28 protein-coding genes, 1 rRNA gene and 1 pseudogene are annotated in these 23,582 nt (G+C 42.9%); 11 read left to right on the forward strand and 19 right to left on the reverse strand.

Translation table 11 applies throughout. The annotated features are described in order from the left end of the window. Together LCL89_RS08100 and LCL89_RS08105 are read right to left on the reverse strand one after the other, a co-directional pair. Positions 1–71 (reverse strand): 16S ribosomal RNA (locus LCL89_RS08100); the annotation flags it as partial. A 404-nt stretch (positions 72–475) separates the two neighbouring features. Continuing rightward, positions 476–1,363, reverse strand: coding sequence for a nucleotidyltransferase-like protein (locus LCL89_RS08105; RefSeq protein ID WP_224809648.1), 888 nt, complete (start codon positions 1,361–1,363; stop codon positions 476–478). A gap of 132 nt (positions 1,364–1,495) precedes the next feature. On the opposite strand from LCL89_RS08105, the gene LCL89_RS08110 reads away from it, so the two are divergent. After that, positions 1,496–1,873 (forward strand): YgzB family protein, encoded by a 378-nt coding sequence (locus LCL89_RS08110; protein ID WP_197317739.1) that lies wholly within the window; start codon positions 1,496–1,498, stop codon positions 1,871–1,873. A gap of 88 nt (positions 1,874–1,961) precedes the next feature. On the opposite strand, the gene perR is transcribed toward LCL89_RS08110, so the two are convergent. The 5 genes from perR to LCL89_RS08135 all read right to left on the reverse strand — a co-directional run bounded on the left by perR (position 1,962) and on the right by LCL89_RS08135 (position 5,088). After that, positions 1,962–2,399: a peroxide-responsive transcriptional repressor PerR gene (gene perR, locus LCL89_RS08115; protein WP_197317740.1), complete on the reverse strand. Its 438-nt coding sequence runs from the start codon at positions 2,397–2,399 to the stop codon at positions 1,962–1,964. 141 nt (positions 2,400–2,540) lie between these two features. Next, entirely contained in the window at positions 2,541–3,098 is a 558-nt protein-coding gene (locus LCL89_RS08120) for a cob(I)yrinic acid a,c-diamide adenosyltransferase (protein ID WP_224809650.1), read from the reverse strand. Position 3,099: 1 nt separating this feature from the next. After that, complete coding sequence (locus LCL89_RS08125) at positions 3,100–4,053, reverse strand: D-2-hydroxyacid dehydrogenase (RefSeq protein WP_224809652.1); 954 nt, start codon at positions 4,051–4,053, stop codon at positions 3,100–3,102. A 104-nt stretch (positions 4,054–4,157) separates the two neighbouring features. Beyond that, entirely contained in the window at positions 4,158–4,628 is a 471-nt protein-coding gene (gene bcp, locus LCL89_RS08130; RefSeq protein ID WP_197317743.1) for a thioredoxin-dependent thiol peroxidase, read from the reverse strand. A 64-nt stretch (positions 4,629–4,692) separates the two neighbouring features. Beyond that, positions 4,693–5,088: a potassium channel family protein gene (locus LCL89_RS08135; RefSeq protein ID WP_224809653.1), complete on the reverse strand. Its 396-nt coding sequence runs from the start codon at positions 5,086–5,088 to the stop codon at positions 4,693–4,695. Positions 5,089–5,315: 227 nt separating this feature from the next. Here LCL89_RS08135 and LCL89_RS08140 point away from each other — a divergent pair, with 227 nt between their 5' ends. Together LCL89_RS08140 and LCL89_RS08145 are read left to right on the forward strand one after the other, a co-directional pair. Continuing rightward, positions 5,316–5,402: a YjcZ family sporulation protein gene (locus tag LCL89_RS08140; protein WP_074735040.1), complete on the forward strand. Its 87-nt coding sequence runs from the start codon at positions 5,316–5,318 to the stop codon at positions 5,400–5,402. Between the two features lie 230 nt (positions 5,403–5,632). Beyond that, positions 5,633–6,928: a glutamate-1-semialdehyde 2,1-aminomutase gene (locus tag LCL89_RS08145; RefSeq protein WP_224809654.1), complete on the forward strand. Its 1,296-nt coding sequence runs from the start codon at positions 5,633–5,635 to the stop codon at positions 6,926–6,928. Between the two features lie 302 nt (positions 6,929–7,230). Here LCL89_RS08145 and LCL89_RS08150 read toward each other — a convergent pair whose 3' ends face one another. Further along, positions 7,231–7,602, reverse strand: a complete 372-nt coding sequence (locus tag LCL89_RS08150; protein ID WP_224809655.1) for a hypothetical protein — start codon at positions 7,600–7,602, stop codon at positions 7,231–7,233. Positions 7,603–7,953: 351 nt separating this feature from the next. Here LCL89_RS08150 and LCL89_RS08155 point away from each other — a divergent pair, with 351 nt between their 5' ends. The 3 genes and pseudogenes from LCL89_RS08155 (at position 7,954) to LCL89_RS08165 (ending at position 10,713) form a co-directional block, all read left to right on the forward strand. After that, a complete protein-coding gene (locus LCL89_RS08155) occupies positions 7,954–9,021 on the forward strand; it encodes an FUSC family protein (protein WP_197317747.1) in 1,068 nt (355 codons plus the stop codon). A 1,100-nt stretch (positions 9,022–10,121) separates the two neighbouring features. Beyond that, positions 10,122–10,338: pseudogene (locus tag LCL89_RS08160) on the forward strand (IS1595 family transposase); the annotation flags it as partial. 18 nt (positions 10,339–10,356) lie between these two features. Then, the gene (locus LCL89_RS08165) at positions 10,357–10,713 is read left to right on the forward strand and encodes a hypothetical protein (protein ID WP_224809656.1); all 357 of its coding nucleotides are present in this window, start codon (positions 10,357–10,359) and stop codon (positions 10,711–10,713) included. 419 nt (positions 10,714–11,132) lie between these two features. On the opposite strand, the gene LCL89_RS08170 is transcribed toward LCL89_RS08165, so the two are convergent. The 4 genes from LCL89_RS08170 to LCL89_RS08185 all read right to left on the reverse strand — a co-directional run bounded on the left by LCL89_RS08170 (position 11,133) and on the right by LCL89_RS08185 (position 14,995). Then, positions 11,133–12,899 (reverse strand): ABC transporter ATP-binding protein, encoded by a 1,767-nt coding sequence (locus LCL89_RS08170; RefSeq protein WP_197317748.1) that lies wholly within the window; start codon positions 12,897–12,899, stop codon positions 11,133–11,135. Between the two features lie 76 nt (positions 12,900–12,975). Then, positions 12,976–13,503 carry a nucleoside tri-diphosphate phosphatase gene (gene ntdP, locus LCL89_RS08175; RefSeq protein ID WP_197317749.1) on the reverse strand — a complete coding sequence of 176 codons (528 nt, stop codon included), beginning with the start codon at positions 13,501–13,503 and terminating at the stop codon, positions 12,976–12,978. A 192-nt stretch (positions 13,504–13,695) separates the two neighbouring features. After that, positions 13,696–13,869 carry a gamma-type small acid-soluble spore protein gene (locus LCL89_RS08180; RefSeq protein ID WP_197317750.1) on the reverse strand — a complete coding sequence of 58 codons (174 nt, stop codon included), beginning with the start codon at positions 13,867–13,869 and terminating at the stop codon, positions 13,696–13,698. 205 nt (positions 13,870–14,074) lie between these two features. Further along, entirely contained in the window at positions 14,075–14,995 is a 921-nt protein-coding gene (locus LCL89_RS08185; RefSeq protein WP_197317751.1) for a C40 family peptidase, read from the reverse strand. A 218-nt stretch (positions 14,996–15,213) separates the two neighbouring features. Here LCL89_RS08185 and LCL89_RS08190 point away from each other — a divergent pair, with 218 nt between their 5' ends. After that, on the forward strand, positions 15,214–15,438 hold the full coding sequence (locus tag LCL89_RS08190; protein ID WP_197317752.1) for a cytosolic protein: 225 nt from the start codon (positions 15,214–15,216) through the stop codon (positions 15,436–15,438). Here LCL89_RS08190 and mutY read toward each other — a convergent pair. Next, positions 15,428–16,516, reverse strand: a complete 1,089-nt coding sequence (gene mutY, locus LCL89_RS08195) for an A/G-specific adenine glycosylase (protein WP_224809657.1) — start codon at positions 16,514–16,516, stop codon at positions 15,428–15,430. The genes LCL89_RS08190 and mutY overlap by 11 nt on opposite strands. A gap of 62 nt (positions 16,517–16,578) precedes the next feature. Here mutY and LCL89_RS08200 point away from each other — a divergent pair, with 62 nt between their 5' ends. Beyond that, a complete protein-coding gene (locus LCL89_RS08200) occupies positions 16,579–17,583 on the forward strand; it encodes a metal-dependent hydrolase (protein WP_197317754.1) in 1,005 nt (334 codons plus the stop codon). A 40-nt stretch (positions 17,584–17,623) separates the two neighbouring features. Here the strand turns inward: LCL89_RS08200 and LCL89_RS08205 are convergent, their stop codons facing one another. Further along, positions 17,624–17,890 carry a YfhJ family protein gene (locus tag LCL89_RS08205; protein WP_197318168.1) on the reverse strand — a complete coding sequence of 89 codons (267 nt, stop codon included), beginning with the start codon at positions 17,888–17,890 and terminating at the stop codon, positions 17,624–17,626. Positions 17,891–18,005: 115 nt separating this feature from the next. Between LCL89_RS08205 and sspK the strand changes: the two genes are divergently transcribed. Both sspK and LCL89_RS08215 read left to right on the forward strand, forming a co-directional pair. Beyond that, entirely contained in the window at positions 18,006–18,182 is a 177-nt protein-coding gene (gene sspK / locus LCL89_RS08210; protein ID WP_197317755.1) for a small acid-soluble spore protein K, read from the forward strand. Continuing rightward, positions 18,172–18,315 carry a hypothetical protein gene (locus LCL89_RS08215; RefSeq protein WP_197317756.1) on the forward strand — a complete coding sequence of 48 codons (144 nt, stop codon included), beginning with the start codon at positions 18,172–18,174 and terminating at the stop codon, positions 18,313–18,315. The genes sspK and LCL89_RS08215 overlap by 11 nt, the downstream gene beginning before the upstream one ends. Before the next feature lie 41 nt (positions 18,316–18,356). Here LCL89_RS08215 and LCL89_RS08220 read toward each other — a convergent pair whose 3' ends face one another. Next, complete coding sequence (locus LCL89_RS08220) at positions 18,357–18,692, reverse strand: YfhH family protein (protein WP_197317757.1); 336 nt, start codon at positions 18,690–18,692, stop codon at positions 18,357–18,359. 121 nt (positions 18,693–18,813) lie between these two features. On the opposite strand from LCL89_RS08220, the gene LCL89_RS08225 reads away from it, so the two are divergent. Continuing rightward, on the forward strand, positions 18,814–19,473 hold the full coding sequence (locus tag LCL89_RS08225) for an SDR family NAD(P)-dependent oxidoreductase (protein WP_224809658.1): 660 nt from the start codon (positions 18,814–18,816) through the stop codon (positions 19,471–19,473). A 147-nt stretch (positions 19,474–19,620) separates the two neighbouring features. Here the strand turns inward: LCL89_RS08225 and LCL89_RS08230 are convergent, their stop codons facing one another. From LCL89_RS08230 to glcT, 4 genes are all read right to left on the reverse strand, one after another. Then, positions 19,621–19,812 (reverse strand): hypothetical protein, encoded by a 192-nt coding sequence (locus LCL89_RS08230; RefSeq protein WP_197317759.1) that lies wholly within the window; start codon positions 19,810–19,812, stop codon positions 19,621–19,623. A gap of 159 nt (positions 19,813–19,971) precedes the next feature. Next, positions 19,972–20,238: a phosphocarrier protein HPr gene (locus LCL89_RS08235; RefSeq protein ID WP_197317760.1), complete on the reverse strand. Its 267-nt coding sequence runs from the start codon at positions 20,236–20,238 to the stop codon at positions 19,972–19,974. Between the two features lie 17 nt (positions 20,239–20,255). Continuing rightward, positions 20,256–22,292 carry a glucose-specific PTS transporter subunit IIBC gene (ptsG, locus tag LCL89_RS08240; protein WP_197317761.1) on the reverse strand — a complete coding sequence of 679 codons (2,037 nt, stop codon included), beginning with the start codon at positions 22,290–22,292 and terminating at the stop codon, positions 20,256–20,258. 245 nt (positions 22,293–22,537) lie between these two features. Next, a complete protein-coding gene (gene glcT, locus LCL89_RS08245; protein WP_197317762.1) occupies positions 22,538–23,380 on the reverse strand; it encodes a glucose PTS transporter transcription antiterminator GlcT in 843 nt (280 codons plus the stop codon). Positions 23,381–23,582 lie beyond the last annotated feature (202 nt).

Raw genomic sequence — 23,582 nt, forward strand, 5'->3', positions numbered from 1 at the left:
CCGCGCTCGACTTGCATGTATTAGGCACGCCGCCAGCGTTCGTCCTGAGCCAGGATCAAACTCTCCATAAAAGTTGAAAAAGTTTGTCTTGCTCATTTGCACACCGAATGTGCTTGTTTCATTTTCTTCTATATAAGAAGAAATATCTTGACGTACTGGTTGGTTCGTTCAGTTTTCAAAGATCAAAATGTTGTCGGCTGTTCAAAACAGCGACTCATCCATCCTATCATGGATAATTGTTGGTGTCAACAACTTTTTTAATTTGTTTTGTCTGCCGTTTCGGCGACAAGTAATAATTTATCATGGTTTGTTGTTTGTTGTCAACAACTTTTTTCATGATTTTTTGCGGCCGTTTCGGCCGGTGTCGGTGTCTTTCAACGCGACAAGTAATAATATAGCACGGCTTTAATAGGACCGTCAATGACTTTTTAATAAAAAAATCCCCTTTCTATTATAGAAAGAGGAAAACATTCATTTATTCAAATGTAAGCTCATTCTCTGCCGGCTTGTACGTCCGATGGAATATGCTCGGTCCTTTCGTTTTTTGCAAGATCACTTCAATGACATTCGTTTCTACCAAGTATTCGATCATGGAAGATAGATCAAGAATGTACTCCTGAATTTCCGGGTGCACTTTCAATTCACCGAATGACCATGGCTCTTCCCGGCTGTTCATCAATTGAAGCAAATGCTGCGCACTTGACCGTGACCGTTTACTGATGGAATGTTCCACAGCGATGATCATTAATTGAATCCGCTTATCAGTCGGCTCCCCGCTTTCAATCAATTCCTGGTAAAGCTTATAGATCTCCGGCTCAATCTTTCTTACCTGATTCCAAACCGTCACTTCCGGATGGAACCCTTTTTCAATAATAGCCAGTCGAGCTAAATAATGAAGTGAACGAACCATTTGACTGAAGGAGTCCAAATATTGCCCAGACTCGAACAAGTCTTTGGATTCACTGTAACTGCGGATCAACTTCGCAAACTCGATCGCTTTCTTCAACTCTCTCTTTTCTTGCGGGAATGAACGTAAATGTTCCTTCAGTTCTGAGACATATTCATTTCTCTCAAATATGATGGAACCATTAATTACCCACTCGACCGCTCTCCTATAAGAGCTTGTATCAATCCAATGTTGAAGAAGTTTCTCGTCGACGATATGCATGGCCGCAGATTTATTTTCAAATTCGTAGTGTTTTACATACCACGCTTCCTCTGCATCCTGTACGATAATGAACAAAATGACATCGAAATTATCAGTTACAGGACTGATCGGTTTGTTCTTTTCCAAGATAAGAATGCCTAACGTATTGCTTTGGCTTGCTTTTTCTTGATATATCGGGCGTAATACATCTTCCATTCTATGTCCCCCACATTTTAATTCATTTCTTTTGTGTTTATTCGATATTTTTTCCTAAAATCCTTTTTTCAAGTTATATTGAATGTAAGAAAATGTGCTATACTTCATTATAGATTGTAAGGAGGGAATCCTGTGGCTTTAAAATATAGCAGCAAGATCAACAAAATCCGTTCCTTTGCTTTCTGGTTGATTTTCGTCGGCATCGGCGTCATGTACATCGGCCTCATATTCAAAGAAACTACATGGTTGATGGCTCTTTTCATGATTTTAGGTGTCGGGTTCGTCGGATTGAGCACAGTCGTTTATTTCTGGATTGGTATGCTTTCCACAAAAACGATACAAATCGTCTGTCCATCCTGTGAAAAACCGACGAAAATGCTCGGCCGCGTGGATGCTTGCATGCATTGCAACCAGCCGTTGACACTGGACAAATCACTTGAAGGTAAAGAATTTGATGAAAAGTATAATTCGAAACGATATAAAAAAGGAAAAGCACCACAAGAATCATAAACGATGAAAAAGCTCCGCTTGACGAAAGCGGAGCTTTTTTTATATTCCCAGCAAATCTAAAAAAACTGGAAGTTGTAGCCTTCCAGTTTTAGTGAGCATTATTCGATTGGCATTCAGAGCATGTTCCATACACTTCCATGCGATGATGACTTACATCAAATCCAGTCACCTGTTCAGCTAATGATTCCACTTCATGAAGGCTCGGGTAGTGGAAGTCGACGATTTTACCGCATGATTCGCAAATGATGTGATAGTGATCACTGGTGTTACAATCAAAACGGCTGGATGAATCACCGTACGTAAGCTCTCGGACAAGCCCGATTTCCCTGAATACGCGCAAGTTATTATAAACGGTCGCTACACTCATATTAGGAAACTTACTTTCCAAAGCTTTGTATATTTCATCAGCTGTTGGGTGAGTCATAGAATTCAGTAGGTATTCAAGCACCGCATGACGTTGTGGAGTAATTCGAACACCTGAATCTTTCAAAGTATCAATCGCTTCCTGGAGTCGATTATCCGCCATAGTCATGCACCTCGCTTTCATAAACTGATTCTTGATTTATAAAATTATTAAATTAGAATCCTTATAATTAGTGTAACCCCATCAATAACTTGCTGTCAATATAAAGGACGGCAGCACCAGAGACTTTAATATGCTTGAAGATTAAACATCCGGGTCAAGTGTGACTTCTCTGCCCCCTAGATGTTTATTTACGTACCGGGCGGCAACAAACAAAAAGTCGGAAAGACGGTTCAAATAGGAGACGACGAGCTGATTTTCCAGTTCATCACCCAATGCGACCGCATACCTCTCCGCACGTCGTACGACTGTACGTGCCATATGCAGTCCAGCTGATGCTTCATGACCGGATGGCAGAATAAAGTTTTTCAGTGGCCCCAAATCTTCATCCCATTCATCAATCTGCTTTTCAAGTTCATCGATATATTCTTTCTTCAACTGCCATTTCACTTCTTTCCCTTTCGGAGTGGCGAGTTCAGCCCCTACATGAAAAAGGATGGTTTGAATCCTCTGCATAACCTCCATGAATCGATCTTTCCCCAGCCAGTCTTCCCCTTTCAAATGGCTCAGTGCAAGACCGATTGAGGAATTCGCTTCATCACATGTGCCATATGCCTCCACACGAAGGTCATTTTTAGCAACTCTGTTCCCATAAATCAAAGACGTCTGACCTTTATCACCTGATCTAGTATAAATACGCATATTAATACCCCCGTTTAAGATCGATTATATTTTTCATTTCCCCGTTCCCATTCAAATATAACTCGAGGTTCTCCTCAAACACCTCAAAACCCCGGGGAACATAGTGGGGAGAGATACCAGAAATGTGAGGTGTGACTGTGACACGCTCTTCATCCCAGAACGGATGACCTTCCGGTAAAGGCTCTTGTTCAAATACATCCAATACAGCATGGTGGATATGCGGATAACGGACCGCTTCCAACAGGACTTCTGAAGACACCAGATCCCCACGCCCCATATTGAGAAAAATGGCATGGTCCGGCATCGCCTTGAAATGATCGATATTCAATATGTATTTCGTTTCCACCGTACTTGGGAGTACAGCTGTTACGAAATCTCCATTAGGAAGAAACTCGTCCAATCGATCCTGAGTATACGTTTCATCAAAGTGCGGCTTGTCTTTCCCGGTTTTCGAAAAGCCGATCGTTTTCATTTGGAATGCTTTCGCCAGCCGGGCGGTTTCCTGCGCTATGGCACCTGTACCGAGGAACACCATCGTCTTCCCGCTGATTTCGTTCATGGTCGGCCTGCGGTTCCATTGATGCTGATTCTCTTGTTCGATCAATGTCTTCGCTTGTCTGGAAACTTGCAAAAACATAGACAAGGCATACTCAGCCATCGGTTTAGCGTGGATCCCTCTTACATTGGTCACGACCACATCACGTTCATCAATCTCAGCAAATGGCATCTTGTCCAATCCTGCCGACAGAACCATGATCCACTTCAACTGCACCGCTTTTTCTATACGGCCGGGTGTCAAATCTTCTCCATATGTAATGAACACCTCTGCTTCAGGCAGATGGGCTTCTGCTTCATCAATTCCATGACAAAACAAAAATTCTGTTTCAGGAAAACGGTCTTTCAAACGGTTCTGGATTTCCTCCGGCACCCGTTTGATTGCGGATACGACTTTCATACAACGCCTCCTCTCCCTCTTTCTTCTATAGTAAGTGTTTTTCACCCTTTACACAAAAATAAAGCAGTTAAAAACCACAACCGAATCGGCTGTGGTTTAAATGATCAACTTAAGTTTTCGCGGATGTATTCAAGAGCTGACTCCACGTGCCCTTGTACTTTCACTTTTCTATATTCTTCAGCAAGGTTTCCTTCCTTATCGATGATGAAAGTAGAGCGTTCAATTCCGTAATATTCTTTACCGAAGCTTTTCTTCAGCTTCCATACGCCGTACTGCTCAGCCACTTCATGGTCCTCGTCAGCTAACAGAAGGAATGGGAGATCATGTTTATCGATGAATTTCTGGTGAGAATCTACGGGATCAGGGCTTACTCCCAGGATGACCGCATCCAAATCAGCAAAACTTTCGTGATGATCGCGGAAATCACACGCTTCCGTCGTGCAGCCTGGTGTCATATCTTTAGGATAGAAATACAAAACTACATTTTTCCCTTTTAAATCAGAGAGTGTAATTTGTTCTCCATTGTTTGCTGGTAATGTAAAGTCTGGTGCTTGTTTTCCTTTTTCGACTGTCATATATGGACCCTCCTAATAATTTTTCTATTAACAGAGTACCGTATATGAGACCAAACTTCCAATATCAACGATCGCGCTGGACATTCTGCCAAACCTTCGCAACCAAAGCGGCAGGAAGCGAATAACCGACCATGGCTTCCAATATAGCGATCCAGCGACCGATCCCTACAGGTACCAAATCTCCATATCCGACCGTAAAAAGGGTCACTCCACTGAAATACATGCTGCTGAACATATCCTCGATCCATATCCCCGGATAAGTCCGGTCGGCCTCTTGAAACACAGGATACCCTTGAGTTAAAAGTGAAAAGTAAATGATACCGAATCCCATAAGGACGACCATATATAAAAGCAGAATGGAAATGAACAGCTGGAATGAAAAAATTCTATGTTCAAATTCTAATGAGACGAATAACTGCCTCAAGCTTCCGGCAATGAGAGTAAGGCAAACCATTGTCATCGATATCGTAAACATCTCACACGCCTCTCTTCGTAAAAGCAGACCTTCTACTGTTTTGTATGTACGAATCCGCTGAGATATGCTCGTCTGATAGAAACAATAAATGAGAAATCTATCTATTTTTCTATCAAACACATAGGAGTCTGCCTACAAAATGGGCATATGCACATTCCCCCGAGCGATGAGCGGCATACGATACAGTAAATAAAGGAAAGGGGGAATTGTGAATGAGTTACGGATACGGCGGAGGCTTCGCGCTAATCGTTGTTCTTTTCATCCTTCTGATCATCGTCGGGGCAGCGTTTGTATACTAAGATTCACCCAGTATAAGCACCAGGTAAGTACTTGTAGTGTTCTTTATGGTGCTTTTTTTCCTTACGATGACGTTCGGTTCGTTATGTCGGCTCAGTCAAGAGCCCAACCAATAAATCAGTTGAAAAAATTCTCTCTTCTGCTTTGAAGAGAGAATTTTTTCGTTCATTATCCCTTAGGTTTTTGTGTCCATGCTACAATAAGGGATGAATGAAAGAACAGGAGGTAAACCATGAACATCACCAAGTCAGAACAACTTTATAATGAAGCTACAGAACATATCGTCGGAGGTGTCAATTCCCCTTCCCGCGCCTATAAAGGAGTCGGTGGAGGTACACCTATTTACATGGACCGTGCCGAAGGTTCTCATTTTTACGATGTAGACGGCAATGAATACATCGACTATTTAGGAGCTTATGGTCCAATCATTACCGGACATGCTCACCCTCACATTACTGAAGCTATTACAAAAGCGGCTCAAAACGGAGTTCTTTACGGTACTCCTACTGTATTGGAAAACCGTTTTGCAAAAATGCTTAAGGAAGCGATCCCTTCTTTAGATAAAGTACGTTTCGTCAATTCAGGTACAGAAGCGGTCATGACAACGATTCGTGTGGCGCGTGCTTATACAGGAAGAAACAAAATCATCAAATTCGCAGGCTGTTACCATGGACACTCTGACCTTGTCCTTGTGGCTGCGGGTTCAGGACCCTCCACTTTAGGTACGCCGGACTCTGCAGGTGTCCCTGCTTCTATCGCTCAAGATGTCATCACCGTTCCTTTCAATGATATCGAGCCTTTCAAAGAAGCGCTTGAGAAATTCGGGGATGAAATTGCGGGCGTCCTTGTAGAACCGATTGTCGGAAACTTCGGCATCGTTGAACCGAAGCCAGGGTTCTTAGAAGAAGTCAACCGCCTCACTCACGATGCAGGTGCCCTTGTCATCTATGATGAAGTCATTACTGCTTTCCGCTTTACATATGGAAGCGCTCAGCAGCTGCTGGACATCGAACCGGATATGACAGCGATGGGTAAAATCATCGGAGGCGGATTACCAATCGGTGCTTATGGCGGCCGCGCAGACATTATGGAACAAGTCGCTCCGCTAGGACCTGCCTACCAAGCGGGTACGATGGCCGGAAACCCTGCTTCGATGTCTGCAGGAATCGCCTGTTTGGAAGTACTGAAGCAGGAAGGCGTATATGAAGAGATGGACAGACTCGGACAGCGATTGGAAAATGGAATTTTGAAATATGCAGAGTCATACGGAATTCCGGTACAAATCAACCGTCTCAAAGGTGCGCTTACCGTTTATTTCACCGAAGAAGAAGTTGAGAATTATGAGCAGGCAGAAAATACGGATGGCGAACGCTTCGCGCGTTTCTTCAAGCTCATGCTGGCTGAAGGCATCAACCTCGCTCCATCAAAATATGAAGCCTGGTTCTTGACTACAGCCCATACGGACGAAGATATCGACCTTACCCTTGAGGCTGTTCAAAAAACTTTCAGCATTATGGCAAATGATTAATACTCGAAAAAGCAGGGGCTGAAAACCGCCCCTGCTTTTTTTCGAGTTTTGTCGAAAGGCAGGAAAAAGGAATTATTTTGCGAGGAAACAATTGAAAAATCGTATAGTCAATGCTATTATATAAACATAATTCTGAATATTCCCACGAATTATGATCTTTGTTTCATTTCTTTCCCTTTTCATGGTTCCAGTTAATTCTGGTTCCCCTTGGAGCTTATGCCTGCATGCATAGGCTCATTTTTTTGAGCTAATTTAGAACTGAGATCCATTCAGCAAGCATCCTGTATATAATATAAAATCAGTCATCCATTGGAATAATAGGAGATTCTCTTATTCAGTACGGGAGGCTGGAAAGGTTCAAGTAAGGAAGGATTGGATAAAACCTGGCAAATGAATTTCTTTTCATTATCCGTTAATTTTTTCAGTGTAGAATCTTCTGATTGATAGTGACTGTCGGGGTACGATTGATGCAGATTACAATTTCCCTGGTAGAGGCGGACGCTCAATGTTCTATTTTCCCTGTCACTAAATTGGACATTGATGACTGCCATTTTTTCATTCAATGTCTTGTCTTCCATATAAAAGTCCAGCGAAAAATCTGTAATGACGGATTCCAGGAAAAAATCCCTCACTTCTCCCCGCACTTCCATAAGGAATAAAATATTATTTCCCATTCTGCTTCTCTTTCGTAGATTCCACCAATGATTGACCCATGCAATTTCTCCCAAACAAACACTCCTCTTCTTTATTTCGGACAAGGGTTATTTGATTACTGTATCAATTCCCCTGTCTAATTCTTTACTTCTTACCCTTCCTCCAACTATATAAACAACCATTTGTATAGTGGAAAGGAACATCGTTAAAAAAGTATCCTCCTCCCCTCTCATTAACCTTTAAGTCAGTGATCAATGTTTAAAACCTTTCAATTAAGTCTAGCAGAAAATTAAAAGACTTTTTATAGTTATAGTCCTGAATGCGTTATAATGGGGATATTGAAATTATCATTAAAAAGAAAGAGGCTTAGAATGAAACTTGGAGCACGTATGATGAAGACAGGCTTGGCTGTCGGCATCGCCTTATATGTCAGCAATTTATTCGGATTCATTTCTCCGTTACTTGCAGCGATTGCGGTCGTCTTTTCCATCCAACCGACCATATATCGTTCGTATCAATCCATTATTGAACAAATCCAGGGAAACACCATCGGCGCTTTAATTGCGATTATCGGCGTATATACGCTCGGAAACGACCCGTTCATCGTCGGATTCGCTATCATTATCGTCATCGGTGTGACAACTGGTATGAAAATGAATGAAAACACGATAGCACTTGCAGTAGTAGCTGTTATCGCTTTGATGGATTCGACCGACCAGACTTTCATGTATTTCGCATTTTCCCGATTCACATCCATGTTATTAGGGATTTTCGCAGCCTTCGTCGTCAATTTAGTTTTTCTACCCCCTCGATACGAAACACGGTTGTTTAATAAAATCGACTTGGCTAGCACAGATATTCTGCAATGGCTGCGTGTGACGACACGTCAACTTTCGGATGAACCTGCTCTGAAATATGAAATTACGCGTATCCAGGATGATGTCAGGTGGATCGATCACACGTACTTGCTTTACTCCGAAGAACGGACATATTTCAAGGGTCAGGCTTTTGCTAAAGGAAGGAAGCTGGTACTCTTCCGTCAATTGATCACGACTACGAAAAAATCATTTGATGTTTTAAAAACATTCCATCGCTTGGATGATAAAATTGAACAGATTCCGGAAGAGTTTCAGGATGCAGTAGTCAATGAATTGGACAAACTGATCAGTGCCCATGAAAAATTGATCCTCAGTTTGAAAGGGCGAATCAAAAATGTCCATAAGCAATCATTGAGACGGATAGAGGATCCTGATATTCCAAAGCTTGTAGAGCGGTTGATCCATGTGTATGAAGAAAGCAACAACCCGGATAAGCTGGTCTTCCTCCCTCTCGCCTCCCAGTTGATGGAGTACCATGATCAATTGGAAAAGTTGAAACGTTTATTGAAGAGTTATCAAACGCATCACAAAGAAGCTTACATTCAGACGACACAGAAATAAAAAGAACGGCTGTTGCATCTTTAGCAACAGCCGTTCTTTATTTTTACTTCTATGTTAAAGTTTAGTATTGATATATCCATCAAAAAAAGAATTCATTACGAAATGTTTGTATGCGTGTAGGGCTCCGGGAAAAGGTTCGCTTTCCATGGGGCGGGCGCTGAGTCTCCTCAGGCTACGCCTTCCGGGGCCTCACCTGTCCCACACGTCCCATAGGAGTCTCACCGTTTCCCTCCGCCCTTTGCTTCATCAGAGTGCCTCGAAACAAGATCTTTTAAAAAGAAACACTTCATCTTGATGGGAGGAAGTATAAAATCTTAAAACCTAGATGCTGTGTTTCATTCTCTTAGGAGTGGCATAAGGACCGAACGATCTTGATAATAGGTCTTTTTTTACGTAGATGTCAGGGATTTTATAATGCAAAGGGCGGAGGGAAATCAGGAGACTCCTGCGGGAAGAGAGTGCTTGGTGAGACCCCACAGGACGAAAAGTCTGAGGAGGCTCACCGCGCTCCCGCGGAAAGCGAGTGATTCCCCGCAGCCCCTCCGCTCAAATCGATATAAACTCTTCAACTATTATGTCCTTGTTTTGAAGACTAAATATCAACAATCAACTTTAACAGAGCCTACTTTTTTAAAAAGTTGGGCACATGACTTTATATCAAATTTCAACCTCTTATTTATGAAAGTGCTCTTTTAGAGTTTAATTCGTTTCGAAACCTTTGATGAGAAGAAGGGGGCTTTAGAAAACGACTGCTTTCCGTGGACATGTGGTGAGCTTCCTCAAGGCAAAGCCTTTGCGGGATTTCACCTATCATGTACATTCCACAGGAGTCTCCCCGTTTTCTAAAGCCCCCTTACGCTTGTGGTTGGCTCGAAACAACAACTATTAAGTTTTATGGTCCCGTTTAAAACTCTTTTAATGGACTGTTAAATTCCTTATGTATACCCACTTCTATCAAAGCTACTGGGGATAGAGGCAGCTTTAAATTTACCGCTTCTACCCCCTCTAATTTTTTGGCTCTGTTAAAGTTGGTTGTTGATATTTGCCCAAATCAACAAATGTTCTATAATGGAGTCATCAAATATAAGTCGGTGAGGACCGTGAGAGCAACCGATATCCTTAAAGCTATTCAAAAACTTAATCCAGCGGAATAACAGCGTTTAAGGGAATATTTAATCGATGCTCTTACCGCCTCATCGTCCACAGGAACGGTACTGAACGAAATCTCGGAACGTAAAAATAAGGATGGCTATCGGTGATTGCGTGTCGGAACATATTGTGCGCTTTGGTAAATACTCCACTATAGTAGATGGCGAAGTAAAGGGAGGGTTTTAATTGCGAAAAATCGTTACCATTTTCACCCTGATTTTTTTGCTAACAATGATAACTGCTTGTACCAGTAATAAAGATGATTTTGGACGTATAAATCCAGAGCTATTACCTGATGAAGATAATAAATATTCTCTACAAGCTGCTGGAAAAGAAGTAACTAGAGAGATGTTACGTCAAAAAGATATTTCTAATGTGAATCCTATAACAAACACTCAATCTTATGAACAATTAAATGGGTTGTACCCTAAATTAGAATTGGAACAAACACCAGCTTTTATCGTTTTCGATAAGAATGGATTAGCATTGAAGACTTATGATTATGGTGAATTGATTGATTTTTTGAAAAGTAATACACCTTAGTTGGATACAACATCTTGCTAGTAACTTAAAAAAGTTTTTCAGCAATAGGGTGCAGATTGTATAATAAGCAAATAAAAACAATCAATGGACTTCCATATTATCGGAAGTCCATTTTACTATCTAAAAAACAACACTAAACTTTAACAGAGCCTTATAAAAGAAATCCGTTACACCCACTATGAAAGGGAGGGAAGGGAAAACAGGTAGACTCCTGCGGGAAAAAAGAACAAGGTGAGACCCCGGAGAACGATAAGTTCGAGGAGGCTCAGCGTTCCCCGCGGAAAGCGGACTGTTTTCCCTTCCCTCCCATACTCTTAGCAAAGATTGGACCGAAACCAAAATCGCTGATGTGTGGACTAGTAAAAATCAACCAAAATATCAACACCCGACTTTAACAGAGTCAATTTTTTAAATAGATATCAAATATACTCTTTCGGGTGATCGTCTAATTCCTGTACTTGATAGAGATTATAATAATGCCCTTTTTTCTCCATCAATTCACTATGGGATCCGACTTCGATGATTTCACCATTTTCAATGAGGACGATTCGGTCCGCGTGTGTAATCGTCGATAATCGGTGAGCGACGATGAATGTGGTCCGGTTAGAAGCCAGTCTCTCCAATGCGCCTTGAATCAAGTTTTCACTTTCAAGGTCCAGTGCAGAAGTGGCCTCGTCAAGGACTAACAATGGAGGATTTTTCAGGAATACGCGTGCAATGGCGACACGCTGCTTCTGGCCGCCGGACAGCTTCACGCCACGCTCTCCTACCTGGGTTTCATACCCGTGAGGGAGGTTCATGATGAAGTCATGGGCGTTAGCCGCTTTAGCCGCTTCGATCATTTCTTCATCTGTGGCATCAGGATTCCCCATCCGTATATTCATGGCGATGGACTCACTGAACAGGATATTGTCCTGCAGTACCATCCCGATCCGGTCACGCAGTGATCGGGCTTCTACATCACGGATGTCTGTCCCATCGATAAGGATACGCCCCTCAGTCACATCATAAAAGCGGGGAATCAGGCTGATCAATGTGGATTTGCCTCCTCCACTCATACCGACGAAAGCTATGGTCTCCCCTTTTCTTACATCCAAACTGACATTTTTCAATACGAGAGGTTCTTCATCATCGTATTTGAAAGAGACGTTTTCCACTTTTACATCTCCATGAACATTTTGCAGTTTCTTAGCCCCTGGTTTGTCGACGATATCATACTCTTCATCAACGAATTCGAAGACACGGTCCATCGATGCGATGGATTGTGTCAATACAGTCGCAGAGTTGACCAGTCTTCGAAGTGGATTATATACACGATCCATATATCCGACGAAGGCTACCATTGTTCCGACTGTCAATGAACCCGTGATAACCTGATAACCAGCAAAAGTGACCACGAGCAAAGGAGCGATGTCTGTAATGGTATTGGTGACAGAATACGTGTAGGCATTCCAGTTGGTATGCGTAATCGCTTTGTCCAGGAAGTTTTTATTTTGTACATCAAACTGTTCCTGTTCGTGGTCTTCCAAGGCGAAACTGCGGATGACCGGAACTCCCTGCACACGCTCATGCAGGTGACCCTGGACTTGAGCCAACGCCTGTGAACGGTCTTTCGTCAACTTCCGAAGCCTTGCATAAAAGAACTTCACCGCAAATCCGTAGAAAGGGAAAAGAGCGATGGAAACTAAGGTCAGCCACGGATCCATCGTCAACATGATGATGATGGCAATCACAATCGTAAACATATCGAGCCAGATATTCATCAAGCCTGTGATGACGAATGTCTTTGTCTGCTCGACATCGTGGATGACTCTGGAAATGATTTCACCCGTCTTCGTTTTGGAATAAAAGCGCAGACTCAATCGCTGGATATGATCGAACAATTTTTCACGAATATCATATAGAATATGGCTTCCGATCCACTGTGCAAGATACTGCCTGGCGTACTCAATCGGAGGTCTCAATACTAAGAAAACGAAAAATGCAGCTCCCATAATCATGAGTAATTGATCGAACTTCTCCGACTGGGCCAGTGATTCGGCATTGATGATGTCATCAATAACATATTTGATGATCAAAGGCATTAGCAATGGAATAGAGAATTTCAGAACACCGATAAGAACGGTAAGAATGATTTTGCCCTTGTATGGTTTTACGAACCGTAAATACCTTTTGATACTATCCAATCGTTCACACCTTCTTTCTGACAATCTTGATACAACATGAATGAAGCGCACTTCAATGAGTGCGCATCACCATTCATTATCTGTAAGTTAAATATCTTTCGTACCATTGGTCGATGAATTCCGGAGAAAAAGGACCTTTGCGCTGTCTGATCCAGCGTATAAGGGTGTCTACATTATTATAAAGAATCCGATCAAGAACATGAGGATAATTCATCCTCCGTTTATGGATTTCGTATTCATCTTCATCCAAGAGTTTGTAGGTCATATCAGGAAAGACTTTGACATCAAGGTCATAGTCGATATATTTGATCGCCTCATCTTCATAAATGAACGGCGAGCTGATATTACAGTAATAATAAACTCCATCATTTCTTAGCATACCGATGATATTGAACCAATGCCTGGAATGAAAGTAACAGATGGCGGGTTCCCGCGTCGTCCAACGTCTGCCATCACTCTCTGTCACAGTGGTACGGTCATTGGCACCGATGATGACATGCCGGGTTCCTTTAAGGACTGTCGTACTGTCCCACACCCGGTGAAGACTGCCATTATGTTTATAACTTTGTATTTCGATTCGTTTGCCTGCTTCTGGGCCGACCATGATATCCCCCCTTCATTTCTATTTCCGGTTCATGCCTTCTCCCTATTATAACGACAATTGATGATGAATGAAAACAATTGAATCGTCGAGCCTATGTAATAAAAAGAGCCGCCCTTATTCGGGCGACTCCTTCATCGGGGGATTGATTCAGGCTAAGAAAACAGCCTGGACAAGCCACACCAATAATTCAGGTTATTGTTTTTTAGCCTGAGATTGTTGGTTCTGCTCACGCACTTCCTGTGCATCAGTTTGAGAAGCAAATTCTGCACCATACTGTTTTTGAGCAGCTTGTTGGTTCTTGTTCATTTGTTGTTGCTGTTGTTGTTTTTCAGCAGCTGTTTTGTTTTGTTTCGGTTGCTTAGCCATTGTTATCACCTCCGCAAAAATTATTGTGTACAGGTTTCAATGTTTTCATTCCACAAAAGCAAAAATAATCACAAATACTTTTTCAACCGTGATGGTTATTGATTTTGACCGCTGGTTCACTTGTAAACCGCATCGTTCACCCGATGGCATTTATATCACAAAACAAAAGAGAAGCACGCCCTTAAAGGACGTGCTTCTCCTATCTTCAATCGATATACCGTTTGGAACCAAGATACCTGTCATGCCAATAACGACTATTCATGTCACTGATGGTCACTCCACTTGAAGAGCCGCTGTGAATGAATCGGTCATCCCCTAAATAAATGCCTGCGTGAGAAGGTCCTGGTCTGTAGGTTTCAAAGAAAACGATATCCCCCGGTTTACGTTCTGTTTCTTCAACGATTTTGAACGAAGGATAGGCATGGATCGTTGCCACACTCCTTGGTATCGTTTTGTCGAATTGGGCGAAAACGTAATGCAGAAATCCACTGCAGTCAAAACCGGCAGGACTTGTGCCCGCCCATTGGTACGGGGAGCCGATGTGCTTCATCCCTTCTTCAATCAGGGCCGCGCCGGTCATAGCTTTCGCTTCGTTTGAATTGTCTTTCGGTTCTTCCTTCGGCTTCTCTTTCGGCTGCTCAGGAGCAGCAGGTTCAGGATCGGGTTGAGGGACTGATGATTCTGGCGCTGATACTTTCAGTCGCTGGCCGGGGAATATGACGGAACTGGACAATCCGTTCCAAGTTTTGATATCCGTCACAGAAACATTATGACTTGTGGCGATTCTCCACAACGTATCTCCATAGCTCACTGTATATGTAGTTGACGTGGTGGGTGTTGGTGTTGGCGTTGGAGATTTTGTTTTTTCTTCTTTCTTAGGAGCTGCAGGTGCCGGAGCTGTTTGCTTATCTTTCCCTACAATCAGTTTCTGCCCGATAAAAATGAGATCAGTATTCAAATTATTCCACGATTTCAAATCAGAAACCGTCGCCCCGTGCTTCATGCTTATTCCCCACAGCGTATCACCGCTTGTCACCCGGTAGGTCTGATCGGCATAGGCCGTCGTCCCCATCAGGGTAGCGCCCAGCACCGCCCCACATAAGACAGCCGTCATTTTTTTCTTCATCGATAACCCTCTCCTTTTGAGTAGTCGTGTGACTATATGATAAATGGTTTTTTTAAAAAGTGTTCATTATAGTGTATCTACAACTATTCTACATAAGCTTCCATAATCCTTCTTAAAAAAGTCGAATAATGAACACTCGTGCCGTTTGAGCTTCATCCTTTTATTGAGAGGTATGTGAATTCAACGCCTGCACAAATTAACATCAAGGAGGGGTAAACATGTATGTAGGAAGAGATCTATCTCAATTGACAATGGAGTCCAAGCAGGATTGGCAGGATAAAGAATTGGGTTATTTCCACTATGCTTTGTCACAAAGTGCTCCTTATCTGAATTCTGAGGGCGTAACCATGCTCAGAGAAATCAATAATGAAATTAAACGCCGCGGAGGTCTCACGAAGCGGGAAGCGACGTGGACCCACGGCACACATCCGGTTACAGATTAATGTGTTTGAATGCTTTTTGATGAGATACGGGGAATGGATAGTCGACGACTTCGTCGGGGTGAACAAATGTACCGCGTTCATAATCAAGCGTACCTTCAACCACCTTCGCCGGTATGACTTCCATTTCCCAAATTAAATGGGAAAAAACATGCTTGATTTGATCGACCCCCTCGTCGAATTCGACTTTGAGTCCATATTCTCCATAGAACCAATGCTTGGCAGCTTCCATATCCAGATCTTTCATAGGAACCATAGGGAACTGCCATAGAGAAGCAAGCAGTCCTTCCGACGGTCGCTGTTCAATTAAAAGATCACCGGTTTCGTTTTTGACAAGTAGCAATAAGTAGGGTGATTTTTTTTGTTTCTTTTTAGATGATTTGATCGGAAGTTCTGTTTCCACCCCTTCGTCAAATGCCCGGCATTCACTCTGAACGGGACACAGCATACAGGATGGCGTCTTTGGGGTGCAGATCATCGCACCAAGTTCCATCAGACCCTGGTTGAATGATGAAGGATCTTCTTCTGAAATCAGTTCCCGGACCAGGTCTTCAAAAAGTTTTCTTGTGCTTTGTTTCGCAATATCATCTTCTATATGAAGAATCCTGGAAAGGACACGCATGACGTTCCCGTCGACCGCAGGTTCAGGAGTGTCATAAGCGATACTTAAAATGGCACCTTTCGTGTAAGGACCGACCCCCTTCAGTTTCCCTAACTCTTCAGGGTTATCCGGGACCTTACCACCGTATTGCTCGACAACTTCCCTTACTGCGTTTTGCAGATTACGGGCACGGGAATAGTATCCTAAACCTTCCCACGCTTTTAATACCTCTTGCTCCTCAGCTTCAGCTAAAGCTTCAGGAGTCGGGAATTTCGATAAAAAGTGATTGAAATAAGGAATCACTGTATCAACACGGGTTTGTTGGAGCATAATTTCTGATACCCAGACTCGATATGGATCCTGGTTTTCCCGCCATGGTAATATACGTTGTTCTTTTTTGAACCAGTCAATCAATTGAGTTTTGAAATTATCTTTGTTGAATGTTTCTAAAATCTGTTCAACTCTCTCTGTTCTGTTCATGCTTCATCATCCTTCGTGATAAACTACTAATGTATGGTCTGGCCAAAGGAGGAATCATCAATATGGACACGGGAACTCATGTCGTCATGGGAGTGGCCTTAGGCGGACTAGCGACGTTAGACCCTGCCGTTCAATCAGACCCTGCATTATTCAATGCCGTCTTGATCGGTACGATCGTCGGTTCGCAGGCACCTGATTGTGACACTGTACTTAAGTTGAAAAATAATGCCGTTTATATACGTAACCATAGAGGCATCACCCACTCGATTCCAGCGGTCTTCTTGTGGGGAATCAGTATACCGAGTCTCATTTATTTATTCTCACCTGAAGTCAATTTTCTACATCTTTGGCTGTGGACTTTCTTAGCTGTCATTCTCCACGTATTCGTTGACATTTTCAACGCTTACGGGACACAGGCTTACCGCCCGTTTACGAAACGCTGGGTCGCTTATGGATTCATCAATACGTTCGACCCTTACATCTTTACTCTGCACCTTGCAGGAATCGTCGCCTGGAACTTGGGCGCAGATCCCGGCTTGTTGTGGCTCATCATTTATTTTGTCATTGCCATTTATTACGTCAAACGATATTTCGATAAGCGTGAAATGGTAAAAATGATTCACGATTATTTTGATGACGTGGAACAAATCGCTACTTCACCAACAATGAAGCAAAATGTATGGAAAATAGCGATCACTACAAAAACGCATTATTACGTCGGCCGGGCTGAAAACGGACATATAAAGATTCTCGACGAGTTCATCAATAAACCGATCGATTATGATGATCCAGTCGTCCAAAAAGCGTTGACCGATCATAATATTAAAGCCTTTTTATCATTTTCTCCAGTTTACCGTTATGAAATGAGTTATTTTGATGAATATACAGAGGTCCGATTCATCGACCTCCGCTATCGTTCCAGGGGGAGATATCCCTTTGTCGCAGTCGCTCAAATCGACGACGAACATGGCAGTGATCATTTAGAAATCCTCAATTCTTACACCGGCTGGGTATTTACGGAGGAAAAACTTCAAGACAAGTTGAGCCCTATGGAATCAAAAGGATAACGAAAGGAAAAGCCGTGTCGACGTGGACACGGCTTTCACTTTAATTCAAGGGTCTTTTTTTATCGAACATTTCCTTATACTTCGGGTTCGTCGCAACGAAATCGTGAAGCCTCGGACCGTAGTTTTCGATCCATCGGAGGACGATTTGTTCCGTCAATTTCTTCCCTTGGTATTCATGACCCGCTTTTGCGTAGGTGGCTTCGAAATCTTCCCATAAAAGCTCGACCCATGTTCTAGCTTCATCAATGGTCAAGTGGCCATTTTTTTCATATAAAAGTTCAGCTAACCGCTGATGTATTTCATCCATCACGTTCAATTCACTCCATGTTTGGCAATGTTTACATACGTATTGTATCACATACTTCCTGGGTATGGACACAAACTAAGCTTGTCTCTTCAAGGAGACATGAGGAGGGTTTACGATGCGTAACAAAGCCAAAAATTTTCCCAATATCAAAATGACGAGTGCACCGGAAGACGAGAGTCAGCACTTGGCTTTAAGACCAAACGGGACAATCAATAGTAAGCCTCAAGAAAAGGCTGCCCGCTCGAGAGAACGAGATGTGAACCAAGTTGGGAGGTATCACCGTGGGAAATAAGAATTTTAACCCGAATTCTTCAAACCTCCGTGCCCGCCGTGGATTCAAGCATATAAGCAAACGAGTCAACGGAGAAACCGCACCAACTCAAGCAGACCAGATTACTGAGATTCAGGCTAAGAAACGCATGTAAAAAAAGACCGCGCACGAATGTTCGTGCGCGGTTCTTTATGTTTATACTTTTTTCCCAAGCATAGAAATGGGCAGCGCTTCTTCTTCCTCTTCCGTTACCTTCTCTCCTTGTTTATTCTGACGGAATCCCCATGCGAATACGCCGTTCATATATTGGATGTGGAACGTATGTGCAGGATCTCCTTCAACCTCATATGTTTCTCCTGACTGGAATTCTTCAGGATTCATCATATAGGATTTTGCCATGATGATTTTCCGCTCATGAACGGCATATTCATTGACCATTCCCATTTGTTCAGCTTTGCGTGCTTTTTCTGTAAGCTCAGCTACTTCCTGTCTTAATTCTTCATAAGTATAATCGCTATATCGACGTTCCATTTTTATGTCCCCCTGTAGTTTGACAATTCAAGTTTAATCTCGCCATTAGTACCATCTTTACATTTTATCAAGGATTCGTCACAATGAATATGGTTATGATCCAAATAAGAGGAGGATGAATATGGGAACTGTACTCATTACCGGTGCAGGGACGGGGCTTGGCCGTGCCTTGGCACACCAATATGCAAAAGCAGGGCATACAATCGTTTTATCCGGACGTACCGAGAAGAACCTTTTGATTGTGCAGAATGAGATCCGTGAGAATGGCGGCAATGCTGAAATATTGATCTGCGATGTAACCGAAACAGCATCCGTTACAGAAGCGATGCGGCAGATCGGCTCCATTGATATCTTGATCAACAACGCCGGTCTCGGAATTTTCGGGGACGTGTCTGAATATACCGAATCTCAAATCGACCAAATGCTGAATACGAATGTAAAAGGCACAATCCTCATGACTCAGATGGCAGTTCCTAAACTGAGAGAAGTCGGTGGAAGAGTATTGAACATCATTTCCACAGCCGGGCTTCGCGGCAAAAAGAACGAAAGCGTCTATTGCGCTTCTAAATTTGCAGTTCGCGGATTTACGGAGAGCCTGGTGAAGGAATGGGAAGAAGAATCTTTATCAGCGACTGCTGTCTATATGGGTGGCATGAATACACCCTTCTGGTCTGAAACAGACCATATCGATGACCCCAGCCGTTTGAAAGGCCCGGAGGTCGTTGCGGAAAAAATATATCATGAAGATGATGGAAGAGCTGAAATCTTTGTCGATCGTTGATGGGCGTTAAAAAGCTTTCGGTGTAACGAATAGAGCGGACGGAGACTATTTAGTAATCGTTTAAAATATCAACAACAGACTTTAACAGAGCCAAAAATTTAAAAAAGAATCCCGCACTGCGGGATTCTTTTTTATTTGGGAGAGCGTCTATACTCCTCCCCCGCCACCGGGAGGAGGGGGACGTCTAGCCGCGGATTTTTCCGCATCATGCCAACGCCTTTCATTGGCATCATCCGTTTCACCTTCCCACTTTCTTGATGGATGTTTAATATCTTTATATTTCACATATGCAATCCATATAACCACTAAAGGAATGACGACGTATGGCAGCCAATCCATGGCACTCCCCTCCTTTCTTCTATCTTCTACGAATATCCTGTCCAATTCGTTTCATGAAAATCGTGATTTTGATGTGGATTTACTTTCTTCACTCTTAACTCATTGTTATAAATGCATAAAAAAGGAGCCGGCCATAATGGCCAGCTCCTCTCCCCTCAATTATTCACCAAGGTTTTCTTCTTTCACTTTTGCTACGACAGCTTCAAGAGCTTCCGCTTCATCAGAACCCTCAGTTGAGAATGTAACTTCCGCGCCATTCGGGATTCCAAGGGACATTACGCCCATGATGGACTTCAAGTTAACGGATTTTCCGTTATACTCAAGGTTTACGTCTGCTTCGTACTGTCCAGCTACTTGTACAAGTGCTGTCGCTGGGCGCGCGTGGACGCCGTCAGCTGCAGTGATTTTCATTGTTTGTTCTGCCATGATCAATCTCTCCTTTTTTATCCTTTGATTTCGATGATATCTGGATCATTGTGATTGACTTCTCCAGAAGCCTTCACTTCTACAGACTGACCTTCTTCAAGGTTCGTGAAGACGATCGGCGTAATGATGGATGGTGCATTTTCTTTTACATAATCAAGATCCACTTCCATCATCGCCTGACCTTGTTTCACTTCGTCTCCTTCAGAGATCAAGTCTGTAAATCCTTCCCCTTTCAAGCCAACCGTATCAATACCGATATGGATCAGGATTTCCATTCCATTGTCGGCTTGAAGACCGATAGCGTGCTTCGTAGGGAAGACGTTCAATACTTTACCGTTGACCGGCGAAACAATCTTACCATCAACTGGTTCAATTGCAAAGCCATCGCCCATCATTTTACCAGAGAATACTTGGTCAGGCACTTCCGTGATCGGCATCACTTTACCTTTGATAGGGCTTACGAATTCAAGCTCACCTTTTGTTACAGGTGCTTCAGCTTCTTTCGTATCATTTACCGTCTCAGCTGCATCTTCACGGGAACGTGGTGTTTTACCATCAATGATGTCCTGCATTTGTCCACGAAGCGTATCAGATACAGGCCCGAAGATTGCTTGAATGTTGTTTCCTACTTCCATGACTCCGGAAGCACCAAGTTTCTTCAGACGAGCTTTGTTTACGTCACCTTTTTCATTGACGGATACACGAAGACGTGTAATACAAGCATCAAGATGAGCGATGTTCTGTTTACCGCCCATAGCTTCAAGAATTTCAAATGGAAGGTCGCCTACTTCACCGTCATCGTCTGCGTCTTCAGATTCATCTTCACGTCCTGGAGTTGCCAGGTTGAACTTGAGGATCGCCCAACGGAATCCAAAGTAGTAAACGACAGCAAATACGGCACCGACGATGATGACCCACCACCATTCTGTACGGTTAGGCATGACACCGAACAGGATGAAGTCGATCAGACCACCTGAGAAAGTTTGACCGATTTTCACACCAAGGATTTCCATAACCATGAAGGAGAATCCTGCAAAAATCGCGTGAATACCGAATAGTACCGGAGCTACGAATAGGAATGAGAATTCAATCGGCTCTGTGATACCAGTCAAGAATGAAGTCAAAGCAGCAGACGCCATGATACCGCCGACAACTTTTTTACGCTCTGGCTTCGCTGTGTGATAAATCGCAAGCGCAGCCGCTGGAAGACCGAACATCATGAATGGGAACTTACCAACCATGAATGTACCGGCAGTGAATTCAACGCCGTCTTTCAACTGAGCGAAGAAGATACTTTGGTCACCACGGACAACTTCTCCGGCAGCGTTCGTGTAAGTACCGAACTCAAACCAGAACGGAGAGTAGAAGATGTGGTGAAGTCCGAATGGAATTAAGGAACGCTCGATGACACCGAAGAAGAATGCAGAAATCGTCTGATTTCCATTCAGCATCAAGTGAGATAGTCCATTCAATCCGCTTTGTGCATAAGGCCATATAAACAGCATGATGATTCCCAAGAACAAGGAAGTGAATGCTGTTATGATCGGAACGAAACGTTTACCTGCAAAGAAACCAAGGAACTGTGGCAGTTCAATGTTGAAGAAACGGTTGTACATCGAAGCGGCCAGGATACCGACAATGATACCTCCGAATACTCCCGTTTGCAGAGTAGGAATACCCAGCACATCTGCATAAGCAGGGTCAGACGTCATTTCAGGGGTAACTTTTCCAAGCACTCCCATAACGACGTTCATAATCAAGTAACCGATGATTGCCGCTAAACCAGCAACACCGTCTCCTTTCGCAAGACCAATCGCTACACCAACCGCGAACAACAGCGGTAAGTTAGCAAATACAATTCCACCGGCTTCAGCCATGACTTGTAGGAAAGTCTGTACCCATGGCGTGCCGAAGAAAGGTACTTTTTCAACAAAGCTGTCCTGCGCAAAGCTTGTACCGAATGCAAGCAGAATACCAGCTGCAGGCAGCAAAGCGACAGGAAGCATCAAGGCTTTACCAATCTTTTGTAAAGTACCAAAAGCATTTTTAAACATGTCTGTTCCTCCTAATATTAGATTTGTGCGCAAAACAATCAAACGGTCAACCAATTTTTCAGAAAAATAAAACGGTTACATATTTTAGAAAATGAATAGCGCCGGATCGACGCTGAAAATCTATTAGAGCACTAAAAAAGGCATGAGTATAGAAGATCAATCGATTATCAGCGGGTATACTACTCCCTATGATAACCATTTCATCTTCCGATACTCATGCCTGATCGAGTCAGTAACACGTATGTTTAAGATTTATTGGTTAAACGCTGCAAATGGATTGTCAGATAAACTGCTTCTGACTCATCCACCGGCTTTTTCAATTGTTTTTGCATCACTTTTATCAACTTCCATGCAAGATTGTAACACACAGGGTATTCTTGTTTCAACATTTTTGCGAGACGAATTTCATCTCCGACACTTTCTTCCTGATGCACCCTGTCGATCGCTCTGTGTAAATGCTGGACCAGGCGATGATAATTGACACTGTTTTTATCAATGGATAATTCCATCGTCTCTTCCACTAATGTCACGAGTTGAGTGATCAATTGATTGTGGCGGTTGATCTCACGGATGGTCTTATCGGTAATCGCACTGTGAATATGAAGGGCGATGAATCCGATTTCCCCTTCCGGAAACTGAATTCCCATTTTATCATAGATCATCGTCACGACTTCCATCGCTACTTGATATTCCTTAGGATAAAGAGATTCGATTTCTAATAGGAACGGATTAGAGAACTGCAGATTCTTTTTGGCGCGGTTGATGGCGAACGCTAAGTGGTCGGTCAATGCCACATGAATGTGCTGATTCAATTCCTGCCCCATCCTCATTTCAATATGGACAAGGATGTCATTCATGAAATCGATCAACCCTTCATCGATATACGGAAGCAGGTTTACATACTGCTCTTTTTCCCGCTCATTGCTCAATAGAAAGGTTTTATCAGCTTTATCAAAAGCTATATCATCGTCTTTTTTCCTGTTGAACCCGATGCCTTTGCCTATCAGAACAACTTCTTCATACATCGGATGTTCAGCGATGACGACATTGTTATTCAATACTTTTTTGATCTTTACCTGCTGTTTCATAATGGTCCTCCACCTAATCGTCCAATTAAGAATTCTTTCCTACTAAAAGCGTTTCCAAATAGTCCATAAATCTTATGGTATAATTCTCGAGCAGATTTTACAAGAGGTTTACACCTGTAATGAAGTGTTTCTTTTTGTGTGAAAGCGCTCACGTGGTGTATAATCCTTCAGGTGTGAAAAAAAGAAAGAGATGAAAGATTGA

It is taken from the genome of Halobacillus yeomjeoni (genome assembly GCF_020171525.1).
Lineage (GTDB): Bacteria > Bacillota > Bacilli > Bacillales > Halobacillaceae > Halobacillus > Halobacillus yeomjeoni.

What these genes read in the sequence shown, in the direction of transcription:
- LCL89_RS08125 (WP_224809652.1), bottom strand. Translation starts at nt 4,053, where the DNA reads ATGAAAGTCGTATCCGCAATCAAACGGGTGCCGGAGGAAATCCAGAAC.
- LCL89_RS08205 (WP_197318168.1), bottom strand. Translation starts at nt 17,890, where the DNA reads ATGGATGAAATACATCAGCGGTTAGCTGAACTTTTATATGAAAAAAAT.
- LCL89_RS08155 (WP_197317747.1), top strand. Translation starts at nt 7,954, where the DNA reads ATGAAACTTGGAGCACGTATGATGAAGACAGGCTTGGCTGTCGGCATC.
- glcT (WP_197317762.1), bottom strand. Translation starts at nt 23,380, where the DNA reads ATGAAACAGCAGGTAAAGATCAAAAAAGTATTGAATAACAATGTCGTC.
- LCL89_RS08120 (WP_224809650.1), bottom strand. Translation starts at nt 3,098, where the DNA reads ATGCGTATTTATACTAGATCAGGTGATAAAGGTCAGACGTCTTTGATT.
- LCL89_RS08145 (WP_224809654.1), top strand. Translation starts at nt 5,633, where the DNA reads ATGAACATCACCAAGTCAGAACAACTTTATAATGAAGCTACAGAACAT.
- LCL89_RS08185 (WP_197317751.1), bottom strand. Translation starts at nt 14,995, where the DNA reads ATGAAGAAAAAAATGACGGCTGTCTTATGTGGGGCGGTGCTGGGCGCT.
- LCL89_RS08150 (WP_224809655.1), bottom strand. Translation starts at nt 7,602, where the DNA reads ATGGGAAATAATATTTTATTCCTTATGGAAGTGCGGGGAGAAGTGAGG.
- LCL89_RS08220 (WP_197317757.1), bottom strand. Translation starts at nt 18,692, where the DNA reads ATGGAACGTCGATATAGCGATTATACTTATGAAGAATTAAGACAGGAA.
- ptsG (WP_197317761.1), bottom strand. Translation starts at nt 22,292, where the DNA reads ATGTTTAAAAATGCTTTTGGTACTTTACAAAAGATTGGTAAAGCCTTG.
- LCL89_RS08140 (WP_074735040.1), top strand. Translation starts at nt 5,316, where the DNA reads ATGAGTTACGGATACGGCGGAGGCTTCGCGCTAATCGTTGTTCTTTTC.
- LCL89_RS08180 (WP_197317750.1), bottom strand. Translation starts at nt 13,869, where the DNA reads ATGGCTAAGCAACCGAAACAAAACAAAACAGCTGCTGAAAAACAACAA.
- sspK (WP_197317755.1), top strand. Translation starts at nt 18,006, where the DNA reads ATGCGTAACAAAGCCAAAAATTTTCCCAATATCAAAATGACGAGTGCA.
- ntdP (WP_197317749.1), bottom strand. Translation starts at nt 13,503, where the DNA reads ATGGTCGGCCCAGAAGCAGGCAAACGAATCGAAATACAAAGTTATAAA.
- LCL89_RS08235 (WP_197317760.1), bottom strand. Translation starts at nt 20,238, where the DNA reads ATGGCAGAACAAACAATGAAAATCACTGCAGCTGACGGCGTCCACGCG.
- LCL89_RS08190 (WP_197317752.1), top strand. Translation starts at nt 15,214, where the DNA reads ATGTATGTAGGAAGAGATCTATCTCAATTGACAATGGAGTCCAAGCAG.
- mutY (WP_224809657.1), bottom strand. Translation starts at nt 16,516, where the DNA reads ATGAACAGAACAGAGAGAGTTGAACAGATTTTAGAAACATTCAACAAA.
- perR (WP_197317740.1), bottom strand. Translation starts at nt 2,399, where the DNA reads ATGGCGGATAATCGACTCCAGGAAGCGATTGATACTTTGAAAGATTCA.
- LCL89_RS08105 (WP_224809648.1), bottom strand. Translation starts at nt 1,363, where the DNA reads ATGGAAGATGTATTACGCCCGATATATCAAGAAAAAGCAAGCCAAAGC.
- bcp (WP_197317743.1), bottom strand. Translation starts at nt 4,628, where the DNA reads ATGACAGTCGAAAAAGGAAAACAAGCACCAGACTTTACATTACCAGCA.
- LCL89_RS08200 (WP_197317754.1), top strand. Translation starts at nt 16,579, where the DNA reads ATGGACACGGGAACTCATGTCGTCATGGGAGTGGCCTTAGGCGGACTA.
- LCL89_RS08225 (WP_224809658.1), top strand. Translation starts at nt 18,814, where the DNA reads ATGGGAACTGTACTCATTACCGGTGCAGGGACGGGGCTTGGCCGTGCC.
- LCL89_RS08230 (WP_197317759.1), bottom strand. Translation starts at nt 19,812, where the DNA reads ATGGATTGGCTGCCATACGTCGTCATTCCTTTAGTGGTTATATGGATT.
- LCL89_RS08135 (WP_224809653.1), bottom strand. Translation starts at nt 5,088, where the DNA reads ATGACAATGGTTTGCCTTACTCTCATTGCCGGAAGCTTGAGGCAGTTA.